This is a genomic window from Streptomyces sp. NRRL B-24484 (assembly GCF_000717715.1).
Lineage (GTDB): Bacteria > Actinomycetota > Actinomycetes > Streptomycetales > Streptomycetaceae > Kitasatospora.
Map to the genome: position 1 here is coordinate 1 of NZ_JOAI01000015.1, position 25,247 is coordinate 25,247.

Below are 25,247 nucleotides of genomic sequence, written 5' to 3' on the forward strand. Positions count from 1 at the left end.
CGGTGCGGGCGAGCGCGGACCGCGACTGGCTGCGGCTCAACGTGCCCGGGCACGCCGCCGACCCGGACCGCTTCGCCGGACTGGCCGGGCACGTCGGCGGAGCGGTGGTGCGGGGGCGGGGGCCGTTGGGCCATCGATCTTTTCTGGAGATGTCCAGAAAAGTACCGGGTTCCTCGATGGGCGGCGCGGTGCGACGGTCGGGGGGTGAGCACCATGACCCTCTCCTCCCCCGTCCCCACCGCCGCCGACCCGGCCCAGCTGTGCGCCCCGTACGCCGAGGCGGTGCGGGCGAGCGCGGACCGCGACTGGCTGCGGCTCAACGTGCCCGGGCACGCCGCCGACCCGGACCGCTTCGCCGGACTGGCCGGGCACGTCGGCGGCCCGATGGAGCAGGCCCTGCAGCTGGCCGCCGACGCCTGGGGCGCCCGGCGGACCTGGTTCCTCACCAACGGCGCCTCGCAGGGCAACCGGATCGCCGCCCTGGTCGCCCAGTCGCTCGGCCGGACCCTCGTCGTCCAGCGCAGCGTGCACTCCAGCGTGGTCGACGGCCTGGTGCTGTCCGGCCTCGGCGCCGCCTTCGTCCAGCCGACCGTGGACGTGCGGACGGGCATCGCGCACGGTGTCACCGCGAGCGACCTGGCCGTGGCCCTCGCCCGGAACGCGGACGCGGCGGCCGCCTACGTCGTCACCCCCAGCTACTTCGGTGCGGTCGCCGACGTGGCCGCGCTCGCCCGGGTCGCGCACGCCGCCGGGGTCCCGCTGATCGTCGACGAGGCCTGGGGCTCGCACTTCGGCTTCCACCCGGCACTGCCCGCCAACGCGCTCGCGCACGGCGCCGACCTGGTGGTCTCCAGCACCCACAAGCTCGGCGGGGCACTCACCCAGGCCGCCATGCTGCACCTCGGCAACGGGCCCTTCGCGGACCGCCTCGAACCGCTCGTCGAGCGGGTCTTCCACCTCACCCAGTCGACCAGTGCCAGCGCCCTGCTGCTGGCCTCGCTGGACGAGGCCCGGCGGACCCTCGTCACCGGGCACCGGGCGGTCTCGGAGTCACTGGCCGCCGCCGACGCCATGCGGGCCGCGGTGCGGTCCGGCGGGCGGTTCCGGGTGGTCAGCGACGGATTCGGGCGCTTCCGGGACATCGTGGCCGCGGACCCGCTGCGGGTCTCGGTGGACGTCCGGGCGGGCGGCATCTCCGGGCACGAGGCGCGGCGGCGACTGATGCAGGAGCACGGCGTCCTGGTGGAGGTCGCGACGGACGCCGCCGTGGTCGCGGTGGTCGGCGCCGGCGCCGGCCCGGAGGTGGATCGCTTCGCGGCGGCACTGCACGCGCTCCCGGTGGTCCCGGGGGTCGCCGAGGGCGGCCCGGGGCTGGAACTGCCCGCGCCGGGGCCGGTCCGGATGACCCCGCGGGAGGCGTTCCTGGCGCCGGGGCGGGTGGTGCCCGCCGCCCAGGCGGTCGGACGGATCTCCGCGGACACCCTCTCCGCCTACCCGCCCGGCATCCCGAACGTCCTCCCCGGCGAGGAGATCACCGCCGAGCTCGTCACCTTCCTCCACGCCGTGGCCGCCGCCCCCACCGGCCACGTCCGCGGAGCCACCGACCCGGCGGTCACCGCACTGCGGGTCGTGGCGGACCAGTAGGCACCTGCGCGGATCACGAATCGGCGACCCGCCCGACCGTACGTCAGGTTCGCTGGGATCCTGCCCGGCATGTCCCACCATGAGATCCCGGATCCCGCCACCCCCGCGCCGCCCGTGGGGCATCCGCCCCTGTCGGAGCCACCGGCCGATTCATCTGCTCCCACGAGGCCGGTGTGGCTGCTCCCCGGCGTCACCGCCGCTGCGGGGCTCCTGGTCGGTGCGGGCGTCGTCGGTGGCGCATGGGCGGCATCGGGTTCCTCGGGGCCGGAGCCGGCAGCCGCGCCGTCGGCCTCCGCGGCGGCGACGTTCAACCTGACCGGGACGATGGAGTTGAACCAGGCCGGCTTCGACAGCGGCCCGTGCACGGGAACGGGCGGCTACAGCGACATCCGCGAAGGCGCCTCGGTCACGGTGTACGACGCCACGGGGCAGGTCATCGCCACCGGTCACCTCGACACCGGTACACGGTCCGGCCTGAACTGCCGGTTCCCGGTCTGGGTGAACAACGTCCCCGAGGGCCCGAAGTTCTACCAGGTGGAGATCGGCCACCGAGGGAAGATCACGCTGTCGGCCGAAGACGCCGAGGCCGGCCGCTTCGCCGCATCCCTGGGCTAGGCCGGCCGGTCCGTAGCGGTGCGGGCGGGCCGGCCGGCGGGAAGCGCAGTGGCTTTCCGGCGGCCGGCCCGTTGCGGGTGCGGCTACTCGACGGTGACGGACTTGGCGAGGTTGCGGGGCTTGTCCACATCGCGGCCGAGGGCGACCGCGGCGTGGTAGGCCAGCAGCTGGAGCGGGATGTTGAGGAGCAGCGGGTCGAGCTCCGGCTCGCTCTTGGGGACGACGATGCAGTGGTCGGCGAGCTTGGTCTCGGGCGCGCGGTGGGCGATCGCGAGGACGCGGCCCGAGCGGGCCTTGATCTCGCCGAGGGTGGTGAGGTTCTTGTCGAGCAGCTCGTCGTCGGGGACGAGGGCGACGGTGGGGAGTTCGGGGCTGATCAGTGCGAGCGGGCCGTGCTTGAGCTCGCTCGCGGGGTACGCCTCGGCGTGGACGTAGCTGATCTCCTTGAGCTTCTGGGCGCCCTCGCGGGCGACCGGGTAGCCGCGGACCCGGCCGATGAACATCATCCCGGCGTTGTCGGCGTACTCGGCGGCGAGCTTCGCGATCTCGTCCTGCTGGTCGAGGATCTGCCGGATGTTCTCGGGCAGGGCCTTCAGCGCGGCGACGATGCGGCGGCCGTCGGCGGGCGAGAGGTCGTGGATACGGCCGAAGTGCAGGGCGAGCAGCGCGAAGGCGATCACCGTGGAGGTGAAGGCCTTGGTGGAGGCGACCGAGATCTCCGGGCCGGCGTGCAGGTAGATGCCGCCGTCGCACTCGCGGGCGATGGCGCTGCCGACGGTGTTGACGACGCCGAGGACGCGGCCGCCCTTGCGCTTGATCTCCTGGACGGCGGCGAGGGTGTCGTAGGTCTCGCCGGACTGGCTGACCGCGACGTAGAGGGTGTCGGCCTCGATGACCGGGTTGCGGTAGCGGAACTCGGAGGCGGGCTCGCTGTGGGCGGGGATCCGGGCGAGCTCCTCGATGAGCTGGGCGCCCATCTCGCCGGCGTAGTAGGCGGAGCCGCAGCCGAGGATCTTCACCCGGCGGATCTCGCGCAGTTCGCGGGCGTCGAGGTTGAGGCCGCCGAGATGCGCGGTGGCGAAGCGCTCGTCGAGGCGGCCGGAGAGGGTGCGCTCGACGGCGGCGGGCTGCTCGTGGATCTCCTTGAGCAGGTAGTGCTCGTAGCCGCCGGTGTCGTAGGAGCCGACCTCCCAGTCGACCGTGGACGGCTGGCGGGTGACGGTGCGGGCGTCCTCGGTGAAGGTGCGGAAGCCGTCGGCGCGGACGACGGCGAGTTCGCCGTCCTCCAGGTGGACGACCTGGCGGGTGTAGCGGACGAGGGCGGCGACGTCGGATGCGGCGAACATCTCCTTCTCGCCGAGGCCGAGCACGATCGGGCTGCCGTTGCGGGCGACGACGATGCGGTCGGGCTGGCGGGCGTCGACGACGGCGATGCCGTAGGTGCCGACGACGTGCTTGAGGGCGGCGCGGACGGCGTCCTCCAGCTCGGTGCCCTCGCCGCCGTGCGCGGCGACCAGGTGGGCGAGCACCTCGGTGTCGGTCTCGGAGGTGAAGACGGCGCCCTCGGCGGTCAGCTTGGCGCGCAGTTCGTCGGCGTTCTCGATGATGCCGTTGTGCACGACGGCGATGTGCTCGGCGTTGTCGACGTGCGGGTGGGCGTTGGCGTCGCTCGGTTCGCCGTGGGTGGCCCAGCGGGTGTGGCCGATGCCGGTGGTGCCCTTGAAGCGGGCGGGCACGGCGGCGGCGAGGTCGGCGACGCGGCCCTTCGTCTTGCAGACCTTCAGGCTGCCGGTCTTGCCGGTGACGGCGACGCCGGCCGAGTCGTAGCCGCGGTACTCCAGTCGCTGCAGGCCCTCCAGCAGGAAGGTGGTCGCGTCCTTGGGGCCGATGTAGGCCACGATTCCGCACATGGGTGGGACTCCTTCGGTTCAGCGGTCGGGCGGCTCACCCGTACACGATGCGGCGCAGCTGGCGGGTGGACAGCTCGGGCGCCGCGACTCGCCGGGACGCCAGTTCGGCGCCGAGGCGGGCGAAGATCCGCTCGTTGGTCAGGCCGCGTGCCTGCAGCTCACCGTGGCGGCGGCGGACGTACTCCTCGGTGGTCTCGGAGAAGTACGCGATCACCTCCGCGACGACCCGCGCCGCCTCGCCCGGCCCGAGCGGGCTGGTGCGGGTGAGGTGGGCGAGGAGGTCTTCGTGAGGGTGGGGTGAGGCGGGCACGGTCGAGGACTCTATGCGGCCGCCCGTCGGATTCCCAAGATTTCTGCCCGAAATCGGGCAGACATTCCTTGGTTCGGCCCTCTCGAACACACTTGCAGTGTCCGAACGCCTCCGCGTAGCGTGCTGATCCGTACACGCCAAATACAGCTGCGGAGGCGGCATGTGCGGAATCGCGGGGTGGGTGGCGTTCGACCGGGACCTCACCCGGGAGCGCGCGGCGCTGGAGGCGATGACGGCCACCATGGCCTGTCGCGGCCCGGACGGCGGCGGGTTGCACCTCACCCGGCACGCCGCCCTCGGCCACCGGCGGCTCGCGGTGATCGACCCGGCCGGCGGCGCCCAGCCGATGGCCGCCGAGCAGGGCGGCCACTCCCCCGCCGTCCTCAGCTACAGCGGCGAGGTCTTCAACCACCGCGAGCTGCGCACCGCCCTGCAGCACGCCGGGCACCGGTTCCGCACCCGCAGCGACACCGAGGTGGTGCTCCGCGCCTACCTGCAGTGGGGCCCGCGCTTCGTCGACCGGCTGAACGGCATGTACGCCTTCGCGCTCTGGGACGCCCGGCGCGAGGAACTGCTGCTGGTCCGCGACCGGATGGGCGTCAAGCCGCTGCACTTCCACCGCACGCACGACGGCGTGCTGTTCGGCTCCGAGCCCAAGGCGCTCTTCGCCCACCCGGCGCTGCGGCCCGAGGTCGACCTCGACGGGCTGCGCGAGCTCCTCAGCACCGCCCGCACGCCCGGGCACGCCGTCTACCGCGGTCTGTCCGAGGTGCAGCCGGGCCAGGTGGTCACCGTCCGCCGGTCCGGGCTGACCACCCGCCGGTACTGGGCGCTGGAGGCCCGCGAGCACACCGACGACGGGCCGGCCACCGCCGCGGCCGTCCGCGAACTGCTGGCCGACACCGTGCGGCGGCAGCTGGACTCCGACGTGCCGCTGTGCGCGCTGCTCTCCGGCGGGCTCGACTCCAGCGCGATCACCGCGCTCGCCGCGCAGGCGCTGCGGCAGCGCGGCGCGGGCCCCGTCCGCACCTTCGCCGTCGACTACGCCGGGCAGACCGAGCGCTTCCGGCCGGACGCGATGCGCGGCACCCCGGACGGCCCGTACGCCCGGCTGCTCGCCGAGCACGTCGGCGCCGACCACCGCACCGTCGAGCTGGACAGCGACACCCTGAGCGACCCGGCGCACCGGACCGCCGTGCTGCGCGCCCGCGACCTGCCGTGGGAGTTCGGCGACATGGACACCTCGATGCTGCTGCTCTTCCGGGCGGTGCGCCGCGACTCCACGGTGGCGCTGTCCGGCGAGGCCGCGGACGAGCTGTTCGGCGGCTACCCCTGGTTCCACGACCCGGCGCTGATCGCCGCCGAGACCTTTCCCTGGGCCGCCCTGCTGGCCCGCACCGCCGGGCTCGGCGCCGGCCCCCGCGAGGGCCTGCTCGACCCGGGCCTGCTCACCGGGCTGGACCTGGACGCCTACCGCGCCGACCGCTACCGCGAGGCGGTCTCCGCCGTGCCGCAGCTGCCCGGCACCGACCCGGTGGAGCGCCGGATGCGCGAGCTCACCCACCTGAGCCTGACCCGGTTCGTCCGGATCCTGCTGGACCGCAAGGACCGGCTGTCGATGGCCTGCGGCCTGGAGGTGCGGGTGCCGTTCTGCGACCACCGGCTGGTCCAGTACGTCTTCAACACGCCCTGGCGGATCAAGTCCTCCGACGGACGGGAGAAGAGCCTGCTGCGGGCCGCCGTCCGCGACCTGCTGCCGGCCGCGATCGCCGACCGGGCGAAGAGCCCCTACCCGTCGATCCAGGACCTGCGCTACCCGCGGTCCCTGCAGGCGGCCCTCGGCCGGCTCGCCGCCGACCGGGACTCGCCCGCCGCGGCCCTGCTGGACCGCGGGGCCGTGGCCGAGGCACTGGCCCCCGGCGCCGACCCGCAGTACGCCCGCGCCGCCACCGAAGTGGTGCTCGGCATCGACGACTGGCTGCGAACGTACGACGTGTCACTCGTGATGTGAGACGGTGGGGATGAGGTGTCGACAGGGGGGCCTGTTGCGCCGTCCGGGGGAAACCGCTCCCCCGGTGGTGCCGACACCTCACCGTTCGGCGGCGGCCGGTCCGTGCAATCGGCGTCGCCGACGTCAGGATGGGAGTGCCGCCCGTCCGTCGTCGACCACCGGGGGAATCAGCACCATGCATCCGCGGATCTTCGCGATCGTCACCGCAGTCCTGCTCGGCGTCCTCGGGATCGGCGCGGTCTCGGTGACCCGCTGGACGCCCGAGACGGTACCGGTGGCGGCCGGTGTCCCGGCCACCACGCAGGCCGCACCCGGCGCCTCCCCGGCGTCCGCCCCGCCGACCGGCGACCCCGCGGTGTGGACCCGCTCCACCCTGCGGAACAAGCTGGTGGCGGAGATGGACGCCACCGACCCCGGAGTGGCGCTGGCCGACCTCGACAAGATCACCAAGGAGAAGCCGTACACCGTGCGGTTCTGCCACCCGATCGCGCACGAGCTCGGCCACACGGCGGTGAAGCGGTACCACGAGGACTTCCAGAAGGTCATCTCCTTCCCGCACGAGACCTGCGCGGCCGGGTACCTGCACGGTGCGGTCGAGGAGATGCTCGCGGCGTCCGAGAACCCGCAGCAGGACATCCTCACCCTCTGCGCGCCCGCCAACACCGGGCCGTGCATCCACGGCGTCGGCCACGGGATCATGTTCGTCACCAAGCAGGACATCCCGTCCGCCCGCGACCTGTGCAGCAAGTTCCCCAGCACCAGCCGCCGGATCACCTGCTCCGAGGGCCTGTTCATGCAGCTCTTCGCCCCGGACGAGGAGGACGAGAAGGCCAAGGCGAACCTGCCCGCCGACAAGCTCGCCGCCGAACCGCTCTACCCCTGCCCGGAGCAGCCGGCGCTCTTCCAGTCCGCCTGCTTCTTCTACGCGCCGACGCTGTACCTCAGCTCGCACGACTACGCCAACCACCCCGAGGCCTTCGCCGGCGCCCTCAAGTGGTGCCTCAACGCGCAGGCCTCCGGCGGGGCCAACGACTGCAGCCGCGGGGTCGGCTCGCGCACCATGAAGTACAACCTGGACCGCGCGGACTGGGCCGCCCAGCAGTGCGCCACCGCCGCCGACGCCTGGCAGCGGAAGGCCTGCGCCCAGGGCCTGGTCAGCTACTGGACGGTCAACTACACCGAGTCCGGCGCCGCGGCCAAGCTCTGCAAGCAGATCACCGACAAGGAGATCGCCGGCTACTGCCGCTCCGCGGGCGGCCTCTCCAGCACCCTCGACTGATCGGGCAGCGCCCCGGGGTGCACCCGCCGCGGACAGGGACGGTAAGGAGCGTACGATCGGCACGCGGGTGCGCCGAGGAAGCCGCGCCATTGCTTCCCCCACCCCCGTTCGCTGGAGTGCACCCACCATGACCTCCGAAGACTTCCGCAGCGCGGCCCACGCCGCGGCCGACCTGGTCGCCGACTACCTGGAGGGCCTGGCCGACCGTCCGGTCTGGCAGCCGATGGCCGTGGCCGACCGGCAGGCCCTGCTGGACCTGCCGCTGCCCGAGACCGGCACCGACCTGGACGGGCTGCTCAAGACCGTCGCCGAGCAGGTCGTGCCGGCCCCGATGGGCAACGGCAACCCGCGGTTCTTCGGCTGGGTGAACTCGGCCCCGCAGCCCGCCGGGGTGCTCGCCACCCTGGTCGCCTCGGCGATGAACCCCAGCTCGGCCGGCGGCGACCACGCCGACGTCCACCTGGAGCGGGCCGTCGTCCGCTGGATCGCCGAGCTGGTCGGCTTCCCGCACCCGGCCGGCGGCGGCCTGCTCACCTCGGGCACCTCGATGGCCACCATCGTCTGCCTGGCCGCCGCCCGGAACCGGGCCGCGCTGCGCGCCGGGGTGGACGTCCGCGCCGACGGCCTCGCCGCACTGCCGCCGCTGGTCGGCTACGTCACCGGCGAGACCCACTCCTGCGTCCGCAAGGCCGCCGAGCTGCTCGGCCTCGGCAGCCGCCACCTGCGCACGGTGGCTACCGACGCCGAGGGCCGGCTGGACACCGCCGCCCTGGAGGCGGCGATCGCCGAGGACCGGGCGGCCGGCCGGCTGCCCTTCCTGGTGGTCGCCTCGGCCGGCACCGTCGGCACCGGCGCCGTCGACGCCTTCGACCCGATCGCCGACGTGGCCGAGCGCGAGGGCCTGTGGCTGCACGTGGACGGCGCGTACGGCGCCTTCGGCGTGCTCGACCCGGTGATCGCCCACCGCTACGCGGGCATGGACCGCGCCGACTCGCTCGCCCTGGACCCGCACAAGTGGCTGGGCGTGCCGGTGGACTGCGGCTGCGCGCTCGTCCGCGACACCGAGGGGCTGCGCGGCACCTTCAGCCTGGTGCCCTCCTACCTGCGCGACGAGGCGGCCGGCTCGCTCGGCTGGTTCTCCGAGTACGGCACCGAGCAGACCCGGCCGTTCCGCTCGCTCAAGGTGTGGGCGTCGATCGCGCACCGCGGCCGCGAGGGCGTCGCCGCCGACATCGCGCACACCACCGCGCTGGCCCGCCTGCTCGGCGAGCTGGTCGAGGCCGATCCGGAGCTGGAGCTGCTCGCGCCGGTGGAGACCTCGATCGTCGCCTTCCGGTACCGGCCCGCCGGGCTGGACGGCGAGGCCCTGGACCGGCTCAACCGGGAGCTGCCCGCGGCGGTCCAGCTGCGCGGCCGGGTGTTCGTGACCGGCGCCGTGCTCGGCGGCCACGAGATGCTCCGCGCCTGCCTGCTCAACGCCACCACCACCGAGGCCGACGCCCGGCTGCTCGTGGACGAAGTGCACGCCGCCGCGGCCGGGCTGACGGGCCGTCCGGAGACCGAGGGCGCTGCCTGACGTGCACGGATCATGGCGAGGGGCCGGCCGCGGAGACATTTACCGTGAGGTCACGGGGGATTCGTGATCGTGAAACACCGGCGCGACACGATGGCTGCATGGACACTCGTGAACCCGTCACCACCACCGGCCCCTCGCGCGCCCAGCGACGCGCCGTCCGGACCCACCGCTGGCGCAGAGAGACCGTCGAGCTCGCCGCCGTCTTCCTCGCCGTCGCCACCGCCGACCTGGTCGCCAACGTGGTCGTGCACGGCCACGACGGCCCGGTGCTGCTCGTCGTGTCGGCCGTCGCCCTGTTCGCCACGGCCGTCTTCCACGGCTGGTGGGCGCACCGGCGGCCGCACGGACCGCCCGCACCGGACACCCATGCGCCGCCCGGGGAGGCCGCGGTGAGCGGCCCCCTGGACGCGCTGGAGGAGACCGTGCTGTGGCGGGTCCGCACCACGGTCGAGGACTCCCCCGGCAGCCTGGCGCGGATCTGCACGGCGCTCGCCGGGCACCGGGTCAACATCGTCTCGATGCAGTCGCACCCGCTGGCCGCCGGCACCGTCGACGAGTTCTTCCTGCGCGCCCCGGCCGCCCTGGACCGGGCCGAGCTGACCGCGGCGGTCGCCGCGGCCGGCGGCACCGACATCTGGACGGACCGCGCCGACGCGCACGAACTGGTCGACGCGCCGACGCACGTGCTGGCCCTGGCCACCCGCACCGCGCTGGACGCCGCCGAGCTGCCGGTCGCGCTGCGGCAGCTGTTCGGCCGGTGCACGATCCGGCAGTACCCGGACCGCGGCCGGTCCACCCCGGCCGGGGTGGACGGCCACACCATGCGGCTGCCCGTCCCCGGCGGCGACCTGATCGAACTGACCCGGCCGCACCTGCCCTTCACCCCGACCGAGTTCGCCCGCGGCCAGGCCCTGGTCGAGCTGGACAGCCTGCTCGGCCCGCGGGTGCCCAAGGTCGAGGCCCGACTCGCCCGGCCGGCCGGCGCCGACCTGACCGTCCGTCGCGCCGAGCCCGGCGACAGGCGGGCCGCGCTGGAGATGCACCGGCGCTGCTCGCCCGACACCCTGCGCAAGCGCTACCACGGTCCGGTCAAGGACGCCGACCGCTACCTCGCCCACCTGCTCGACCCGCGGCACGGGCAGACCCTGGCGGTCGAGGACGCGGACGGCCGGATCGTCGCCCTCGCCCACCTCATGTGGGACGACGACGGCGCCGAGGTCGCGCTGCTGGTCGAGGACGACTGGCAGCGGCAGGGCCTCGGCGTGGACCTGCTCCGCCGGATGGCCGCCCTCGCCCTGGAGGCCGGGGTGGCGACCGTCTACGCGGTGACGCACTCCTCGAACACCGGGCTGATCTCCACCATGCGCCGGCTCTCGGCCCCGCTCGACTACCAGGTCGAGGACGGCACCCTGGTGATCACCGCGCACCTCGCGGAGGCCGCCGACAAGCTGCCCACCCCCTGGCCCACCCGGCCGCGCCGCTGAGGCGACGTCACCGGCAGCACCCCGAACGGACTCCGGCCCGGCCGCACCTCGCGGCCGGGCCGGAGTGCCGTGCGCTCCGCCGAATGGAGGGGCGCAGACGGCGTACGGCCCCGAGTGGCCCCTGACACCCCTTCAGAGCAGATATATCCCTTTCCAGTGACTTGTCGTAATTGCCGGAAGGGAGATCGAGCCGTGGCACACGTCGATGCCGTGGTAACAGGCGCCGGAGGCTTCATCGGCGGGCACCTCACGGGCGCGCTGCTCGCCGAGGGGCTCACCGTCCGGGCCGTGGACCGCAAACCGCAGGAGGACTGGTACCAGGTGCACGCCGGTGCCCAGAACCTCGTCCGCGACCTCTCGCTGCGCGAGGCGTGCGAGGAGGCGATGGCCGGCGGGGCCGGCGAGGTCTACCACCTCGCCGCCGACATGGGCGGCATGGGCTTCATCGAGAGCCACAAGGCGGACTGCATGCTGTCCGTGCTCTCCAGCACCCACATGCTGCTCGCCGCCCGCGAGCACGGCGCCCGGCGCTACTTCTACTCCTCGTCCGCCTGCGTCTACGCCGCGGACAAGCAGACCGACGCCGCCGTCCTGCCGCTGCGCGAGGAGGACGCCTACCCCGCCATGCCCGAGGACGGCTACGGCTGGGAGAAGCTCTTCACCGAGCGGATGGCCCGGCACTTCCGCGAGGACTTCGGCCTGGCCACCCGCACCGGCCGCTACCACAACGTCTACGGCCCGTACGGCACCTGGGACGGCGGCCGGGAGAAGGCCCCCGCCGCCGCCTGCCGCAAGGTCGCCACCGCCGTGCTCACCGGCTCCGACGAGATCGAGATCTGGGGCGACGGCGAGCAGACCCGCAGCTTCACCTTCATCGACGACTGCGTCACCGGCACCCTGCGGCTCGCCCGCAGCGAGGTCACCGAGCCGCTCAACATCGGCTCCGACCAGCTGGTGACCGTCAATCAGCTGTACGCCCTGGTGGAGGAGATCGCCGGGGTGCGGCTGCGGCACCGCCACGTGCCCGGCCCGCTGGGCGTGCGCGGCCGCAACAGCGACAACACCCGGATCGTCAAGGAACTCGACTGGGCCCCCTCCGTCCCGCTGCTGACCGGCCTGGAGAAGACCTACCGCTGGGTGCACGACCAGGTCCGGGCGCGCCGCGACGGCCGCCCCCACCAGCGCTGATGGCCCCGCCGCGGGTCGACGTGCTCGGCGTGGGCATCAGCGCCGTCAATCCGGCCACCGCCCTCGCCGAGATCACCCGCCGGGTGGAGACCGGCGAGCGCGGCTACGTCTGCGTCACCGGCGTGCACGGGGTGATGGAGTCCCAGCGGGACACCGCGCTGCGCCGCATCCACAACGCCTCCGGCCTGACCGTCCCGGACGGCATGCCGATGGTGTGGGCCGGCCGGCGGGCCGGCGCCCCCGGCATGAGCCGGGTGCCCGGCCCCGCCCTGATGCTCGACGTCCTCGCCCGGGCCGCCGAACGCGGCTGGAGCTCCTACCTCTACGGCGCCGGGCCGGGCGTCCCGGAGCTGCTCGCCGAGCGGCTCCGGGACCGGCTGCCCGGGCTGCGGATCGCCGGCACCCACTCGCCGCCGTTCCGGCAGCTCACCCCGGAGGAGGACGCCGAGGCCGTCCGGCGGATCAACGACAGCGGCGCCGACCTGGTCTGGGTGGGGCTGTCGACGCCCAAGCAGGAGCACTGGATGGCGGCGCACCGGCCGCTGCTCACGGCACCCGTGCTGCTCGGCGTCGGGGCCGCCTTCGACCTCCACGCCGGGCTGCAGAGGCCGGCCCCCGTGTGGATGCAGCAACGCGGCCTGGAGTGGTCGTACCGGCTCCCCCGCGAGCCCCGCCGCCTCTGGCGGCGCTACCTGCGCAACAACCCGGCGTACCTGGCGCGGATCGCGCTGCGGCCGCCCCGGATGAGAGGAACCGACTGACCGGTGGACACGCTGCGGGTCGCCCTGGTGCACAGCTTCTACGCCTCCGCGCAGCCCAGCGGCGAGAACGAGGCCGTCCGGGACCAGGCCCGGGCGCTGCGCGCCGCGGGCCACGAGGTGGCGGTCGTCGCGGCGCACACCGACGAGGCGGCCCGCAGCCGGCTCCATCCGCTGCGGGCCGCCGCCACGGTCGCCAGCGGCCGCGGCCGCTCCCCGGTCCCGGAGCTGCGGGCCTTCGCCCCGGACGTGGTGCACGTCCACAACCTCTTCCCCAACTTCGGCCGCAGCTGGGTCCGCAACTGGCCGGGCCCGCTGGTGGCGACCCTGCACAACTACCGCCCGCTGTGCGCCGGTGCGGCGCTCTTCCGGGACGGGGCCACCTGCACCGCGTGCCCGGACGGCAGCCCCTTCGCCGGACTGCGGCACGGCTGCTACCGGGGCTCGCGGCTGGCCACCGCGCCGCTCGCCTGGGCCAACCGCCGCGGGCCGGACGGCGATCCGCTGCTGCGCCGGGCCGACCGGCTGGTGCTGCTCTCCGAGTCGGGCCGGCGCACGTACGTACGGGCCGGCGTGGCCGCCGAACGCACCGCGCTGATCCCGAACTTCGTCGACGACCCGGTGCCCCGGCCAGCCGGCGGCACCGGGGGGCGGTGGCTCTTCGCCGGCCGGCTGACCCCCGAGAAGGGCGTGCTGGAGCTGCTGGAACGCTGGCCGGCCGACGAACCGCTGGACGTCGTCGGTGAGGGCGGACTCCTCGACCGGGCCCGGGCGGCGGCCCCACCGCAGGTCCGCTTCCTCGGGCGCCTGGACCGCGCCGAGCTCCGCCGCCGGCTGCCCGGCTGGCGGGGCCTGGTCTTCCCCAGCCGTTGCCTGGAGGGCGCCCCGCTGGTGCAGGTCGAGGCGCTCGCCGCGGGGCTGCCGGTGCTCGCCTTCGAGGGCTCGTCCGTCGCCGAGACCGTCCGGGCCCGCGGCACCGGCACAGTCGTCCGCTGGGACGAGCCGCTCGGCCCCGTCCTCGCCGCCGCCGGGGCCCGCTTCCCGGCCCTGCGGACGCACTGCCGCCGGATCTTCGAGGACCACTTCACCGAGGCCACCTGGCTGCGGAGCGTGGAGGACCTGTACTGCGGCGTACTTGCGGCCCGGACGGCCCGGCACTGAGGGGCGCGTGGGGTGCCCGCTGTGGTGCACCGTCCCAGCGTCCCTGAGGTCACCGCGGAGCGCGTCAGTGCGCTCCGCGGCTGGTGAGCACCGCGGGGACGGTCCGGAGCAGGATGCCGGCGTCGAGGCGCAGCGAGCGGTTCTCGACGTAGTGCAGGTCCAGCCGGAGCATCTCCTCCCACGGCAGGTTCGAGCGCCCCCGCACCTGCCACAGGCCGGTGAGGCCGGGCAGGACGAGCAGCCGGTCCCGGGCCCGCCCGGTGTAGTCGGAGTCCTCCAGCAGCAGCGGCCGCGGGCCCACCAGCGACATCTCCCCGCGGAGCACGTTGACGAGCTGGGGCAGCTCGTCGAGCGAGAACCTGCGCAGGTGGCGGCCGATCCGGGTGACCCGCGGGTCGTCCCGCAGCTTGAAGAGGTGGCCGTCGGAGTCGTTGCGTCCGGCGAGGGAGGCCCGCTCCGCGTGGGCACCGAGGTGCATGGTGCGGAACTTCAGCATGCGGAAGGGCCTGCCGTGGAGGCCTGCGCGGACCTGGCGGAAGAGCACCGGGCCGGGGCAGGTGGCCTTGAGCAGCAGGAAGACGGCCGCCATGACCGGCAGGAACAGCATCAGGAGCGAGGTGGCACCGACGATGTCGACCACCCGCTTGGCAGGGAGCCGTCTGACCGATCGCCGGTCGGACGGCAGATGCGGTGCGGAGAGCGCCACGTGACACTCCTTTAGGAGTAAAAGATGTCAAACAAACGTGAACCGGAACATTTCTGGCAATCACTCTCACACAACACAACGAACCTTGCGGGTGCGGCACGCATCCGTTACTCCGGACGGAAGGCGGCGGTCCGATGGCCACGGCGCGAGTGACAGGACAGGGCGGTCCGGGCACCGGACGGCCGGTCGCCGGACGGGCCCCCGGGCAATGACCGCGACACCTGAGGATCCGTCGACCGACGCACCGTCACCTCGTCCGCGCCGGCGGGCCCTGCGGATCGCGGCCCTCACGGCCGCCGCAGGCCTGGCCGTCACGGTCGGCCTGGGCTGGTGGGCCTACGCCCGGCTGGACGGGAACCTCCGCACCGACACCGCGACCGAACGGGCCCTCGCGGAGCAGGCGGCCCTGCGGCCCAAGTCCTCCGGGGACGCCGAGAACATCCTGGTGATGGGCTCCGACTACCGTCCCGAGCTGGGCAGCGCGCGCTCCGACACCGTCCTGCTGGTGCACCTGGCCGGGGACGGGAAGCGCCTCCAGGTGGTCAGCGTGCCGCGGGACATGATGGTGCCGATCCCGAGCTGTCCGCGGGCCGGTGCGGCCGCGAGCCGCGCCCAGTACGCGCAGTTCAACTGGGCCTTCGACCTCGGCGGTGCCGCCTGCACGATCCGCACCTTCGAGGACCTCACGGGCATCCGGGTCGACCACCACCTCGTCGTGGGCTTCGAGGGGTTCAGCCGGATCGTGGACGCGGTCGGCGGCGTCGAGGTGGACCTGCCCCGGGCGGAGCGGGACCCGAACGTGGGCCTCGACCTGTCCGCCGGGCCGCACCTGCTGCAGGGCGCCGACGCGCTGGCCTACGTGAGGGCCCGCGAGTACGTCGGCGACGGCAGCGACACCAACCGGATGTCCCGTCAGCAGGCATTCCTCGGGCAGCTGTCGGCGAAGCTGCGCAGCAGCGGGACGCTGTTCAACCCCGCGCGCCTCTACCCCGTCCTGGACGCGGTCACGTCCTCGATCACCGCCGATTCGGGGCTGGACTCGCTCGGCAAGCTGTACGACCTGGTGGCCCGGCTCCGCGCGGTGCCGGAGGGCCAGGTGGACTACCGAACCGTCCCCCGCAAGCCGTACACGGCGGACCCGGACCGGGACGTGCCGGACGAGCCCGCCGCCTCCCAGCTGTTCCGGTCGCTGCGGGAGGACCGCTCCCCGCCGCCCGACCCGGCGAAGGGCTGACCCGGCCTCACGGGGCGCCGTGCCGCCGCCGGGCGTGGCGCAGAACGGCGCCCGCCACCAGGGCCCCCGCGCTGCGGGGGCGCAGCCACTGCTCGTCGTAGCGGTCCGAGGCCCCGAACGAGTCGTACTTGTAGGACTCGTTCCCGCGGAGGAAGTCGAAGGTGCGTGCGCCGAGGGCGGCGGCCGCGGCGATCGTCCGGTCGAGGAGGACGGTACCGAGGCTCAGCCGGGCGTAGGCCGGGTCCCAGCCGCCGTTGTAGTAGGCGAAGGTGTCCTGCCAGAGGAAGCCGTAGACGGCGCCGACCGGGGTGCCCCCGCGCTCGGCGACCAGGGCGGCCGGTCCGCGGTCGGCGTCGGCGCGGGCCCGGAGGCGCAGGTGGAGCGGGCGGCGGTGCGGGCCGAGGGCGGTCACCGCCCCGCGGTGGTCCTGCCGGAGGCGGTGCAGGGCGAGCACCGCGTCGAGCAGTCCGGCGGTCATGTCCTGCGGTCCGACCCAGCGGAAGGCGATCCCGGCCTCGGCGAGCTGCCGCTCGCGGCGTCTCATGAGGCGGCGGAAGCCGGTGGAGCCGACGGTGGCGCCGGTTCCGATCTCCAGCCGGGGGCAGGTGGTCCTGGCGATCCGGCGGGTGCCGGCGGGCAGCAGGGCGGTGTCGTTCTCCGGGTCCATGGCGGGGAGCCAGAGGCTGCCGCGCCGGGTGCGGTCGCTCAGCCAGGTGCGGACCTCCTGGCGGCGGTGCGCAGCGACGGGGAACAGGCCGTGGTCCGCGCCGTCGGCGTCCGCGCCCAGCAGGGTCCAGGCGGTGACGGGGAGCGGGATGCGCGGGTGGAGCCGGTCCCTGGTGCGGGCGAGAGGCACCACCGCCTCGGGCCGGCCGTCCGGTCCCGTCCAGAGCGCGACCTCGGCCGCCGCGGCGGCGGCCGGGTCCATGGCCTCCCAGGTGCCGAGCACCCAGTCTGGCGTGGTGAAGTAGGAGGAGCCGGGGACGGCGGCGGCCAGCTCCCGCCAGCCCTGCTCGTACGGGGCGAGCGTCGCCGGGGTCCGGTGGATCCGGAGGCCGCCGGCCCGTGCGGGCGCCGTGCTCCGGGCGGTGGCCGGGCGGGTCACCGGCGTGCGTCCCGGAGCAGGTCGACGAGTCCGTCGGCGAAGCGGCGGCTCATCTCCTCGACGGTGTAGCGCGCCGCGTCCTTGCGGCACTCCGAGCGCATGGCGCCGAGCTCGGCCGGGCTGCCGAGGAGGCCGGCCACGGCGTCGGCGTACTGCTGCACGTCGTCCGGTGCGACGAGGGCGTTGCGGCCGTGCTCCAGGTACTCGAACTCGGGGGCGTGCCAGGGCCACGGCGTGGTGACGACGGGGGTCTCCAACACGAAGGAGTCGACGGCGCACAGGCCGACCAGGCCGGGCATGAGCAGCACGTCCGACACCGCCCCCAGCAGTGCCTTGCGGGTGCCGAACACCGGCCCCAGGGGCACGACGACCCGGCTGCGGGAGGCGGCGGCCTCCACCAGCTCCTTCTGCTCGCCCGTCCCGGCGACCAGCAGCCGGAAGCCGGGCAGCCGCTCGGCGACGGCCTCGGCGGCCGCGACGAGGAAGGGGATGCGCTTGCTGGAGCTCAGCGCGCCGACGAAGAGCCCGGTGCGGCCCGCGGCGAGGCCGTGCTCGGCGCGCAGGGCGGCCTGCTGTTCCTCCGTCACCCGGCGGTAGGCCTCGCCCAGCGCCGTGGTGTCGACGGCGTTCTGCACCACCGTCACCCGCTGCCGGGGGAATCCGTGGTCGGTCACCGCGCGGGAGCCGCCGTCGGTGTAGGAGAAGAACCAGCGGGCCCGCCGGGTGAGGGCGAACTTCAGCGACTGCTCCAGCCGTGACTGGGGGCCGGTGTAGGTGCGGCCGTGGTCCCACATGGCGACGGCCGGCCCCCGGCCGGTCAGCTGCCGCAGCAGCAGCGGGTACAGCTCCAGGTTCCGCAGCGACTGGTCCACCACCAGCACGTCCGAGGTGCGGGCCAGGGAGCCGAGCCGCTTGTGCACCAGCGGGCGGCCCGCGACCCACAGGCTGGACTGCCGCAGCCGCACCGCGCCGGCCATGTCGACGACGTCCTGTCGCGCCCGCTGGTCCCGGCTGTAGGGCTGCCCGTGCGCGACGACGAGGGACACTCCGCGCGTGTCGAGGTCCGCTTCGAGCTGCCGGTAGAAGGAGCGGCGGAACTCGGAGAGGAACGGCACGACCAGGGCCACCTGTGGGCGGCCGGCCGGGTGGCGTGTCGCCGGAGACTTTCTTTCCATGATGGATAAATTGCCACAAACACGCCGTAACGGGGCGTCAGAGACCTGCCACTCGGGTGGGAAAGACACATTAGGAGCAGTCATGCAGCACACTGCGCTGACCCGGCGGATCGCTGCCAGCCCGCTGGCCCCGTTGGCCACCTTCCCGATCCGGCTGGCGGCCGCCGCCCGCCACAACGCCCACGCCGTGAAGCAGACCGCGTCCTGGCTCGTCCGTTCGCGCGAGCACGTGCATTACACCTACGACCTCGAACCCCTCAACCTGGAGCACCTGTCCTGGTTCGTCGCCACGGCGACCGGCAGCCCGGTGGACGAGATCCGCGGCTACCTGGCCGAGGTGCAGCAGGACGAGCAGCTGCGCCGCCTCGTCGCCGCGGGCCTGGCGAGGAGCGAGCGGAACGCCACCACCGACCCGGTGGTCCGCTACGGCCGCCGGATCGGCTGGTACGCCTTCGTCCGGGCGCTGCGTCCCGGGTTCGTGGTCGAGACCGGCACCAACCGGGGGCTGGGCAGCGCGGTGATCGCGGCCGCGCTGCTCAGGAACGGCAGCGGCCGGCTGGCCACCGTGGACATCGACGACCGTGCCGGCGAGCTGATCGTCCCCCCGTACGACACGCTGGTCGACCGCGTGATCGGCGACTCGCTGGAGTTCCTCGCCGGTCCGGTCGTCCGGCAGCAGCCGATCGACCTGCTGTTCGTCGACACCGGCTGGACACCGGAGCACGAGCGGGCCGAACTCGCCGCCGCGACGCCGCTGCTGTCCCCCGGGGCCGTGGTGCTCGCGACGAAGACGTACTGCTGGAGCGAGCTCCCCCGCTGGGCCGAGGAGAACCGCCGGGAGTTCCTGCACTTCAGCGAGAAGCCCCGCGACCACTGGTACCGGGGCGTCGGCATCGGGGCGTCGTTCCCGGCTCTGGTCCGCGCGTGAACCCGGCGGTCCGGGCCCGGCTCGTCGGCTGGTACCTGCGCTGGGACTCCTGGCAGGGCGCCGACCGCGCCCTGCGGCGCTCGCCCGTCCAGGCGTGGTTCCGCCGCCGCTCGGCCGGCCGGCTCGCCGTCCTCGGCTACCACGGGATCGAGGACGCCGCGGCGTTCGAGGCCCATCTCGACCTGCTGCAGCGCCGCTTCGTGCCCGTCTCGCTGGAGCAGGTCGAGGCGGCGGTGCACGGCGGCCGGCCGCTGCCGCCGCGCAGCGTGCTGGTCACCTTCGACGACGGCGACCACAGCGTGCACAGCCGGGGCCTGCCGCTGCTGGCCGCCCGTGGCATCCCGGCGGTGTGCTTCGTCATCCCCGGACTGGTCGGCACCGACACACCGTTCTGGTGGGAGGAGGCCGAGCACCTGGTGCGGCACGGAGCCCGCACCGACCGCCTCCCGCCGGCCGCGCTGGAGGCCGCCGCCCACACGCTGAAGCTGCTCCCGGAGGGGGACCGCCGGCTCGCCCTGGCCGACCTGCGGGCCACCGCCGCCGCGCCCGCGCCGCGCCGGCGCCAGCTCAGCGGCGGCGAGTTGCGGGAGCTGGAGGCGGCCGGCGTCGTCGTCGGCAACCACACCCTGACCCACCCCTGCCTGGACCGCTGCAGCGACGAGCAGGTCCGGACGGAGGTGCTGGAGGCGCACCGGCGGCTGACCGACCTGCTCGGCCGCCCGCCCGCCGCCTTCGCCTACCCCAACGGCAACACCGACGAGCGGGTGCACCGGATCCTCCAGCAGACCGGCTACCGCACCGGGTTCCTCTACAACCACCAGCTGGCGGACCCCTCGGCCCTGCACCCGCTGCGGATCGACCGGCTGGTGGTCTCCACCCGCACCAGTACGGACCGGCTGGAGACCATCCTCTCCGGCTTCCACCCCGCCCTGTTCCGGGCCGGGCGGGTGGTGGCGCGTGCCGCCGCCCGGGCGGGTCAGTCGCTCAGCGGCAGGCTCTGACCGGCCGTCAGCAGGGCGGCGGCCCGCCGCACGGCCAGGTCGATCCGGGCGGCGCACGAGCGCAGCTCCTCCACCGGGCGGCCGTCCGGGTCCGGGACGGCGTCGGCGCCTGCCGCGACCGGAGGAGTGCGGCCCCGCAGCGCGGCGGCCCGCGCGACCGCGGCGCGGGGGCCGTCGTCCGCCCCCTCCGGAGGAACCGCGCCGGCGAGCCGCACGAACTCCTCCAGCGCGAAGCAGCGCCGCAGCGCCGCGGGGTGGAGGCGCACCGCCGCGTCGCGGTGCTCCCGGGTGAGCCCCAGGACGAGGTCCGCGGAGGCGACGAGGGCCGCGGTCAGCCGCCTGGTCGTGAACGCACCGGCCGTGCCGCCAAGCTCCTCCAGTACGGCGGCGGTCCGCGGCGGCATCGGCAGCCCGGGGCGCGCCAGCGTCCCGGCGCTGCCGACCCCGATGCCGCCGCCGGGCGGGCCCGTGTGCGCGGCGAACAGCCGTTCCCCGACCGGGGAGCGGTAGAGGTTGCCGGTGCAGACGAACAGCACCTCGAAGCGGGTCACTTGGCGGCCCGCACGGCATCGGCCGCGCTGTCTTCGTCGAGCTTCCTGGGCGCCACCAGCAGGTCGCCCGCGGCCTCCTCACCGTAGCCGTAGCCGTAGCCGTAGCCGTAGCCCTCGCTCTGCAGCTTGGCCATACTGAGGACGCCGCCGAGGACGGGGGCACCCACCGAGCGCAGCGACTCGACGGCCGCCTGCACCCGCTCGCCCGGCGTGCGCCCCGCCCGCACGACGAAGACCGCGCCGTCGACGGCGTGGGCCAGCCCGACGGTGTCGGCGACGGGCAGCAGGGGGGCGCTGTCCACGATGACGGTGTCGAAGTCCCGGGCGAGACCGGCGAGGACGAGCCCCATCCGGTCGGAGGCGAGGAGTTCCGCCGGGTTGGGCGGGACGGGCCCCGAGGTGAGCACCCTGAGGTTCGCCTCGCCCCACTCCTGCAGCACCTCGTCGACGGCGGCCTGGCCGATCAGCACGCTGGTCAGGCCGGCGTCCTGGACGAGGCCGAACGTCTTGGCGACGCACGGGTTGCGCAGATCGGCGTCGACCAGGCAGACCCGGCTGCCCGCCTCGCAGAGCGAGAGCGCGAGGTTCGCGGCGGTGTTGGTCTTGCCCTCGCCCGGCAGCGGGCTGGTCACCATGATCACTCGGGGCCTGCGGTCGACCTGCGCGAACTGCAGGTTCGTCCGCACCAGCCGGAAGGCCTCGGCCCGCGCGCTGTGCGCGGCCGGGCCGACGGCGAGCGGGTGGTCCGGCGCGCCCTTGTCGAAGGGCACCGACCCGAGCACCGGCAGCCCGGTCGCGGTGCCGAGCGCGTGGGCGGTGCGCAGCGTGGTGTCGAGGGTCTCCCGCAGCAGGGCGAGGCCGACGCCGGACAGCAGCCCGGCGAGCAGTCCGGCCGCGGCGTTGAGCACGGGCTTCGGGGAGAGGGGCGCTCCGGGCGCCTCGGCCGTGCGGGTGATGCCGATGTGGACGGGGGCGGTGCCCTGCCCGGGCGGCGTCTCCAGGCTGACGATCTGTCGGCCGGCTTCCTCGGCCACGCCGTTCGCGATCCGCGCCGCCCACACCGGGTCGGAGTCGGTGACGGAGATGTCGATCAGCACCGTGTTCAGCTTGGCGGAGGCCGAGATGTGCCCCGCCAGCTCCTGCGGCGTCGTCTTCAGCCGCAGCCGGTCGACGACGGGGCCGGCGATGCGGGGGCTGGAGATGATGTCGGCGTAGGACTGGACCCGCGCCTGGGAGAACGCACTGCCCTGGTTGAGCTCGGCAATGTCGCCGCTGGCGCGGGTGGAGACGAAGATCTGACTCGTCGCCAGGTACTGCGGCGTGGAGGCGGCCGTCGCGGCGAGCCCCGCGCCGAGGCCTGCCAGCGCCAGGAGCGTGACGGACAGCCAGCGCCGCGCCATGGCCCTGAAAAATCCACGCAGATCCAACGTGCACCCCTTCGGGTTGTTCCGGTCGTGGCATCCGGGGCGGCCCGGACTCGACACCGGGGCATGAGATATCCCCTTAGGGAGCTTAAACACGTTTGACCACATTTCGGGTCAGCCGCTCTCACCCTGTCGAGGAGTGTCTGTGCGCCACAGCGCCATCACCGTGGCCCCCCGCCTGGCAGCAGTCGCCGTGTGGGCGGTCGGCCTGGGCCCGGCGTTCTTCGCCGTCGTACTGTCGCCGCGCGGCCCTGCGGACTCCGGCGCCCCCGCGGACTGGGGCCTGCCGACAGCCCAGGAGGGCCCGGCCGCCTGGCAGTTGCAGGTCGGCATGGGCTACCTGCTGGCCACCGTGGCGCTGCTGGTCGGCGTGTTGCTGTTCGCCTTGGCCGGGCCCCGCCGGCCGGCCGGACCGGTCGGTGCGGCCGTGGCCGCGGCGGCGCTCGGCATGTACGCCGGCCCGGTGCTCTCCGCCCTGTTCGGAGGACACGGCGGCGCGGGCGACTGGCGGCTCTACCTCGCCCCGCTGACCGTCGCGGCCCTGTACGCGGCGCCGCGGATCCGGCCGGCCGCGATGATGCGCCGGGTGCGGGCGATGCTGCGGGTCTACACCTGGGGCAGCCTGTGCGCGCTGGCCGTCGCGCCTGGCTGGGCACTGGCCGCCAGCCCCATCGTCAACTTCCGGCTGCCCGGCCTCGGCTCCTCCCGCCTGGTCGGCGTCACCACCCACCCGATCCTGCTGGGCGTCATCGCCTCGGCCGCACTCGCCGTGGAGCTGGCGCCGCTGTACCGGAGCCGGCTGTGGCCGCTGCACGCCGGCGCGGCCGCGGCCGTCCTGGTCCTGGCCCAGTCCCGGACGGCGTGGCTGGCGGCGCCCCTGGGCCTGCTCCTGCTGTACCGACGCGGCGCGCACCACCGCATCCACCCGCTGCTGCGCCGGCTGCTGGTCCTCGGCATCGCGGTCTGCGGGGCCGTCCTCGTGCCGGCCCTGGTGACGGGGGCCGGCCAGGTGCTGTCGGACCGCGAGGTCAGCACGCTGCACGGGCGCACGGCGGTCTGGGACATGGCGATGAGCGCGTTCCGCTCGGACGTGCTGCTCGGCTACGGCCCGACGCTGTTCACCGACCGCTCCTCCCCCGTCCAGGCCGTCTACTCCCACGCCCACAGCCAGCTGCACCAGACGCTCGCCACGTCCGGGCTGGTCGGCGCGGCCGGCCTGCTGCTGTTCGCGGCGGCCGTCGTGGTGGCGGCCGCCCGCGGCGCGGCGGCCGGTGCCGGGCTGCCCTGGGCGCTGACGGCCGTCACCGTGGCCACCTGCGTGACCGAGGCGCCGCTGCGCGGCGTCGATTTCAGCCCGTTCCTGCTGCTGGTCCTCGTGCTCGTCTCCGTACTGCTCGCGTGGTCCCCGGCCGCGGGCGCGGCCGGCGACGGTCCGCCGCTGCGCGGCGCCGCACCGGACCGTCCCCGACACTCGCCGGCCGTGCTGCGCCAATCAACCGATGCCCCGCCGACTCCTGCGAAGCTGGCGCGATGACCCTGCTGCACAGCGCACGGAGTGCGGTCCGACGACTGGGCCTCGACGTCGCGCGCTACCCCGACGAGTGCCCCGACCACCAGGTGGCCCGCCTGCTGAGCCACCACCGCGTGGACGTCGTCCTCGACGTCGGCGCGCACACCGGGCACTACGCGTCCCAGCTGCGCGTCTGCGGCTACCGGGGGCGCATCACCTCCTTCGAGCCCGTCGGCGAGCTGCACCGGCAGCTGCTCCGCCGGGCGGCCGGCGATCCCCGGTGGAACACCGTGCGTTGTGCGCTCGGCGACCGGCCCGGCAGCGCGGTGATCAACGTCGCGGGCAACGCCGGCGCGAGCAGCTCGCTGCTGCCGATGCTGGACCTGCACACCGAGGCCTCGCCCGGCAGCGCGTACGTCCGGACGGAGGAGGTCGGGGTGGAACGCCTCGACGCGCTCTGGCCGGGTCTCGTGGCCGAGGGCGAGCGGGCCTTCCTCAAACTGGACGTCCAGGGCTTCGAGCGGCAGGTGCTGGACGGCGCCGGGGAGCGCCTCGCCGACTGCGCGGGGCTGCAGCTGGAGATGTCCCTGGTGCCGCTGTACGACGGCGGGATGCTCCACCGGGAGGCCCTGGACTGGGCCCAGGAGGAGGGGTTCACCCTGATGAACCTCCTGCCGGGGTTCACCGACGGCAGGACGGGCCGGATGTACCAGTGCGACGCGGTGCTGTTCCGCGAATAGCGCGACACCTCGGAGTGTCGGGGGGACGCGGGGCCACCCGGTGGACCATGTTCGTCCTGTGGAACCACTCCGTATCGCGGTGCTGATGACCTGTCACAACCGTGCCCCGAAGACCCTGGCCGCGCTCGCCTCGCTGCGCGACCAGCGCGGCCTGCCGGCGGGGACGGTGCTGTCCGTCCACCTCGTGGACGCGGGCAGCACCGACGGCACCGCCCGGGCGGTCGCGGAGCACTTCCCCGACGTTGAGGTGGTGACGGTCGGCCAGGACGTCTTCTGGGGCGAGGGCATGCGCACCGCCAGCCGACGCAGCAGACACGGCGCGCTGCCTGCCTGGGACCACCAGCTGTGGCTCAACGACGACGTGCGGCTCACCGCCGACGCGGTCGCCGACCTGCTGGCCACCGCGGAGCGGACCGGCGGCAGGGCCGTCGTCGTGGGCGCGCTGCACTCCTCGGACGGCGCCCGCACCACCTACTCGGGCCGGCGGCGGACGCTGCCCCGGTGGCACCCGCGCTCGCACGTCTTCGTGCTCGTCGACCCCACCGGGGCGCCCGAGCCCTGCGACACCTGCAACGGGAACGTCGTGCTCGTCCCCCGCCGCGTCCGCGACCGGCTCGGCGACATCGACCGCAGGTTCCGGCACTCGATGGGCGACTTCGACTACGGCCTGCGGGCCCGGCGGGCCGGGATCCCCCTCTACGTCACCCCGCGGTACGTCGGCGCCTGCGACACCAACCCGCCGCTGAGCGGCTCCCGGGAGCCCGGCATCGGGGTGCGCGAGGCGCTGCGGCGGCTGGTGTCGCAGCGGGAGCTGCCGCCGCGGCAGTGGTGGGCGTTCTGCCACCGGCACCTGTGGCCGTGGGCGCCCCTGCTGATGGTCGCGCCCTACGCGCGGACGGCGCTGGCCGCGGCCCTGGACCGCGCCCGGCGGGCCTGA

At 74.5% G+C, this 25,247-nt stretch carries 22 protein-coding genes; 15 read left to right on the forward strand and 7 right to left on the reverse strand.

The window, feature by feature from the left end:
• The first annotated feature begins 213 nt into the window (after positions 1-213).
• Complete coding sequence (locus tag IE98_RS0115605) at positions 214-1,644, forward strand: aminotransferase class I/II-fold pyridoxal phosphate-dependent enzyme (RefSeq protein ID WP_052390575.1); 1,431 nt, start codon at positions 214-216, stop codon at positions 1,642-1,644.
• 69 nt (positions 1,645-1,713) lie between these two features.
• Positions 1,714-2,259 (forward strand): hypothetical protein, encoded by a 546-nt coding sequence (locus IE98_RS50820; protein WP_234443550.1) that lies wholly within the window; start codon positions 1,714-1,716, stop codon positions 2,257-2,259.
• 83 nt (positions 2,260-2,342) lie between these two features.
• Here IE98_RS50820 and glmS read toward each other — a convergent pair whose 3' ends face one another.
• Both glmS and IE98_RS0115620 read right to left on the reverse strand, forming a co-directional pair.
• Positions 2,343-4,169: a glutamine--fructose-6-phosphate transaminase (isomerizing) gene (glmS, locus tag IE98_RS0115615; RefSeq protein ID WP_030269289.1), complete on the reverse strand. Its 1,827-nt coding sequence runs from the start codon at positions 4,167-4,169 to the stop codon at positions 2,343-2,345.
• A gap of 34 nt (positions 4,170-4,203) precedes the next feature.
• On the reverse strand, positions 4,204-4,479 hold the full coding sequence (locus IE98_RS0115620; RefSeq protein WP_030269292.1) for a hypothetical protein: 276 nt from the start codon (positions 4,477-4,479) through the stop codon (positions 4,204-4,206).
• A 160-nt stretch (positions 4,480-4,639) separates the two neighbouring features.
• Between IE98_RS0115620 and asnB the strand changes: the two genes are divergently transcribed.
• From asnB to IE98_RS0115655, 7 genes are all read left to right on the forward strand, one after another.
• The gene (gene asnB / locus IE98_RS0115625; protein WP_030269294.1) at positions 4,640-6,490 is read left to right on the forward strand and encodes an asparagine synthase (glutamine-hydrolyzing); all 1,851 of its coding nucleotides are present in this window, start codon (positions 4,640-4,642) and stop codon (positions 6,488-6,490) included.
• Between the two features lie 175 nt (positions 6,491-6,665).
• Complete coding sequence (locus IE98_RS42485) at positions 6,666-7,769, forward strand: hypothetical protein (protein ID WP_043174267.1); 1,104 nt, start codon at positions 6,666-6,668, stop codon at positions 7,767-7,769.
• Positions 7,770-7,896: 127 nt separating this feature from the next.
• Positions 7,897-9,345, forward strand: a complete 1,449-nt coding sequence (locus IE98_RS0115635; RefSeq protein ID WP_043174269.1) for a pyridoxal phosphate-dependent decarboxylase family protein — start codon at positions 7,897-7,899, stop codon at positions 9,343-9,345.
• 98 nt (positions 9,346-9,443) lie between these two features.
• On the forward strand, positions 9,444-10,829 hold the full coding sequence (locus IE98_RS0115640) for a GNAT family N-acetyltransferase (protein WP_052390557.1): 1,386 nt from the start codon (positions 9,444-9,446) through the stop codon (positions 10,827-10,829).
• 192 nt (positions 10,830-11,021) lie between these two features.
• Positions 11,022-12,017 carry an NAD-dependent epimerase/dehydratase family protein gene (locus IE98_RS0115645; RefSeq protein ID WP_030269301.1) on the forward strand — a complete coding sequence of 332 codons (996 nt, stop codon included), beginning with the start codon at positions 11,022-11,024 and terminating at the stop codon, positions 12,015-12,017.
• Positions 12,017-12,778: a WecB/TagA/CpsF family glycosyltransferase gene (locus tag IE98_RS0115650; protein WP_199922916.1), complete on the forward strand. Its 762-nt coding sequence runs from the start codon at positions 12,017-12,019 to the stop codon at positions 12,776-12,778. The genes IE98_RS0115645 and IE98_RS0115650 overlap by 1 nt, the downstream gene beginning before the upstream one ends.
• A gap of 3 nt (positions 12,779-12,781) precedes the next feature.
• Positions 12,782-13,936 (forward strand): glycosyltransferase family 4 protein, encoded by a 1,155-nt coding sequence (locus IE98_RS0115655; RefSeq protein ID WP_052390558.1) that lies wholly within the window; start codon positions 12,782-12,784, stop codon positions 13,934-13,936.
• A gap of 64 nt (positions 13,937-14,000) precedes the next feature.
• Here the strand turns inward: IE98_RS0115655 and IE98_RS0115660 are convergent, their stop codons facing one another.
• A complete protein-coding gene (locus IE98_RS0115660) occupies positions 14,001-14,642 on the reverse strand; it encodes a sugar transferase (RefSeq protein ID WP_052390559.1) in 642 nt (213 codons plus the stop codon).
• Positions 14,643-14,850: 208 nt separating this feature from the next.
• Here IE98_RS0115660 and IE98_RS0115665 point away from each other — a divergent pair, with 208 nt between their 5' ends.
• Positions 14,851-15,876: an LCP family protein gene (locus IE98_RS0115665; protein ID WP_052390560.1), complete on the forward strand. Its 1,026-nt coding sequence runs from the start codon at positions 14,851-14,853 to the stop codon at positions 15,874-15,876.
• A gap of 7 nt (positions 15,877-15,883) precedes the next feature.
• Here the strand turns inward: IE98_RS0115665 and IE98_RS44620 are convergent, their stop codons facing one another.
• Both IE98_RS44620 and IE98_RS0115675 read right to left on the reverse strand, forming a co-directional pair.
• A complete protein-coding gene (locus IE98_RS44620; RefSeq protein WP_030269307.1) occupies positions 15,884-16,981 on the reverse strand; it encodes a GNAT family N-acetyltransferase in 1,098 nt (365 codons plus the stop codon).
• Positions 16,978-18,096 carry a glycosyltransferase family 4 protein gene (locus tag IE98_RS0115675; protein ID WP_159400926.1) on the reverse strand — a complete coding sequence of 373 codons (1,119 nt, stop codon included), beginning with the start codon at positions 18,094-18,096 and terminating at the stop codon, positions 16,978-16,980. Before IE98_RS0115675 ends, IE98_RS44620 begins: the two co-directional genes overlap by 4 nt.
• A 142-nt stretch (positions 18,097-18,238) precedes the next feature.
• Here IE98_RS0115675 and IE98_RS0115680 point away from each other — a divergent pair, with 142 nt between their 5' ends.
• Both IE98_RS0115680 and IE98_RS0115685 read left to right on the forward strand, forming a co-directional pair.
• Positions 18,239-19,084 carry a class I SAM-dependent methyltransferase gene (locus tag IE98_RS0115680; RefSeq protein ID WP_030269310.1) on the forward strand — a complete coding sequence of 282 codons (846 nt, stop codon included), beginning with the start codon at positions 18,239-18,241 and terminating at the stop codon, positions 19,082-19,084.
• Entirely contained in the window at positions 19,081-20,085 is a 1,005-nt protein-coding gene (locus IE98_RS0115685; protein ID WP_234443551.1) for a polysaccharide deacetylase family protein, read from the forward strand. Before IE98_RS0115680 ends, IE98_RS0115685 begins: the two co-directional genes overlap by 4 nt.
• Here the strand turns inward: IE98_RS0115685 and IE98_RS0115690 are convergent.
• Positions 20,061-20,636, reverse strand: a complete 576-nt coding sequence (locus IE98_RS0115690; RefSeq protein WP_030269313.1) for a hypothetical protein — start codon at positions 20,634-20,636, stop codon at positions 20,061-20,063. The two genes, IE98_RS0115685 and IE98_RS0115690, sit on opposite strands and share 25 nt — an antisense overlap.
• The gene (locus tag IE98_RS0115695) at positions 20,633-22,168 is read right to left on the reverse strand and encodes a polysaccharide biosynthesis tyrosine autokinase (RefSeq protein ID WP_078661044.1); all 1,536 of its coding nucleotides are present in this window, start codon (positions 22,166-22,168) and stop codon (positions 20,633-20,635) included. The genes IE98_RS0115690 and IE98_RS0115695 overlap by 4 nt, the downstream gene beginning before the upstream one ends.
• Positions 22,169-22,205: 37 nt before the next feature.
• Here IE98_RS0115695 and IE98_RS0115700 point away from each other — a divergent pair, with 37 nt between their 5' ends.
• The 3 genes from IE98_RS0115700 to IE98_RS0115710 are packed head-to-tail and all read left to right on the forward strand — an operon-like array spanning position 22,206 to position 25,247.
• Positions 22,206-23,594, forward strand: a complete 1,389-nt coding sequence (locus tag IE98_RS0115700; RefSeq protein WP_030269316.1) for an O-antigen ligase family protein — start codon at positions 22,206-22,208, stop codon at positions 23,592-23,594.
• Complete coding sequence (locus tag IE98_RS0115705; protein WP_030269318.1) at positions 23,591-24,310, forward strand: FkbM family methyltransferase; 720 nt, start codon at positions 23,591-23,593, stop codon at positions 24,308-24,310. Before IE98_RS0115700 ends, IE98_RS0115705 begins: the two co-directional genes overlap by 4 nt.
• Positions 24,311-24,368: 58 nt before the next feature.
• Positions 24,369-25,247: a glycosyltransferase family 2 protein gene (locus IE98_RS0115710; protein WP_106976597.1), complete on the forward strand. Its 879-nt coding sequence runs from the start codon at positions 24,369-24,371 to the stop codon at positions 25,245-25,247.

Coding starts and splice junctions, on each gene's coding strand:
- IE98_RS0115605 (WP_052390575.1), top strand. CDS start 214: ATGACCCTCTCCTCCCCCGTCCCCACCGCCGCCGACCCGGCCCAGCTG.
- IE98_RS50820 (WP_234443550.1), top strand. CDS start 1,714: ATGTCCCACCATGAGATCCCGGATCCCGCCACCCCCGCGCCGCCCGTG.
- glmS (WP_030269289.1), bottom strand. CDS start 4,169: ATGTGCGGAATCGTGGCCTACATCGGCCCCAAGGACGCGACCACCTTC.
- asnB (WP_030269294.1), top strand. CDS start 4,640: ATGTGCGGAATCGCGGGGTGGGTGGCGTTCGACCGGGACCTCACCCGG.
- IE98_RS42485 (WP_043174267.1), top strand. CDS start 6,666: ATGCATCCGCGGATCTTCGCGATCGTCACCGCAGTCCTGCTCGGCGTC.
- IE98_RS0115635 (WP_043174269.1), top strand. CDS start 7,897: ATGACCTCCGAAGACTTCCGCAGCGCGGCCCACGCCGCGGCCGACCTG.
- IE98_RS0115640 (WP_052390557.1), top strand. CDS start 9,444: ATGGACACTCGTGAACCCGTCACCACCACCGGCCCCTCGCGCGCCCAG.
- IE98_RS0115650 (WP_199922916.1), top strand. CDS start 12,017: ATGGCCCCGCCGCGGGTCGACGTGCTCGGCGTGGGCATCAGCGCCGTC.
- IE98_RS0115665 (WP_052390560.1), top strand. CDS start 14,851: ATGACCGCGACACCTGAGGATCCGTCGACCGACGCACCGTCACCTCGT.
- IE98_RS0115680 (WP_030269310.1), top strand. CDS start 18,239: ATGCAGCACACTGCGCTGACCCGGCGGATCGCTGCCAGCCCGCTGGCC.
- IE98_RS0115695 (WP_078661044.1), bottom strand. CDS start 22,168: ATGTGGTCAAACGTGTTTAAGCTCCCTAAGGGGATATCTCATGCCCCG.
- IE98_RS0115705 (WP_030269318.1), top strand. CDS start 23,591: ATGACCCTGCTGCACAGCGCACGGAGTGCGGTCCGACGACTGGGCCTC.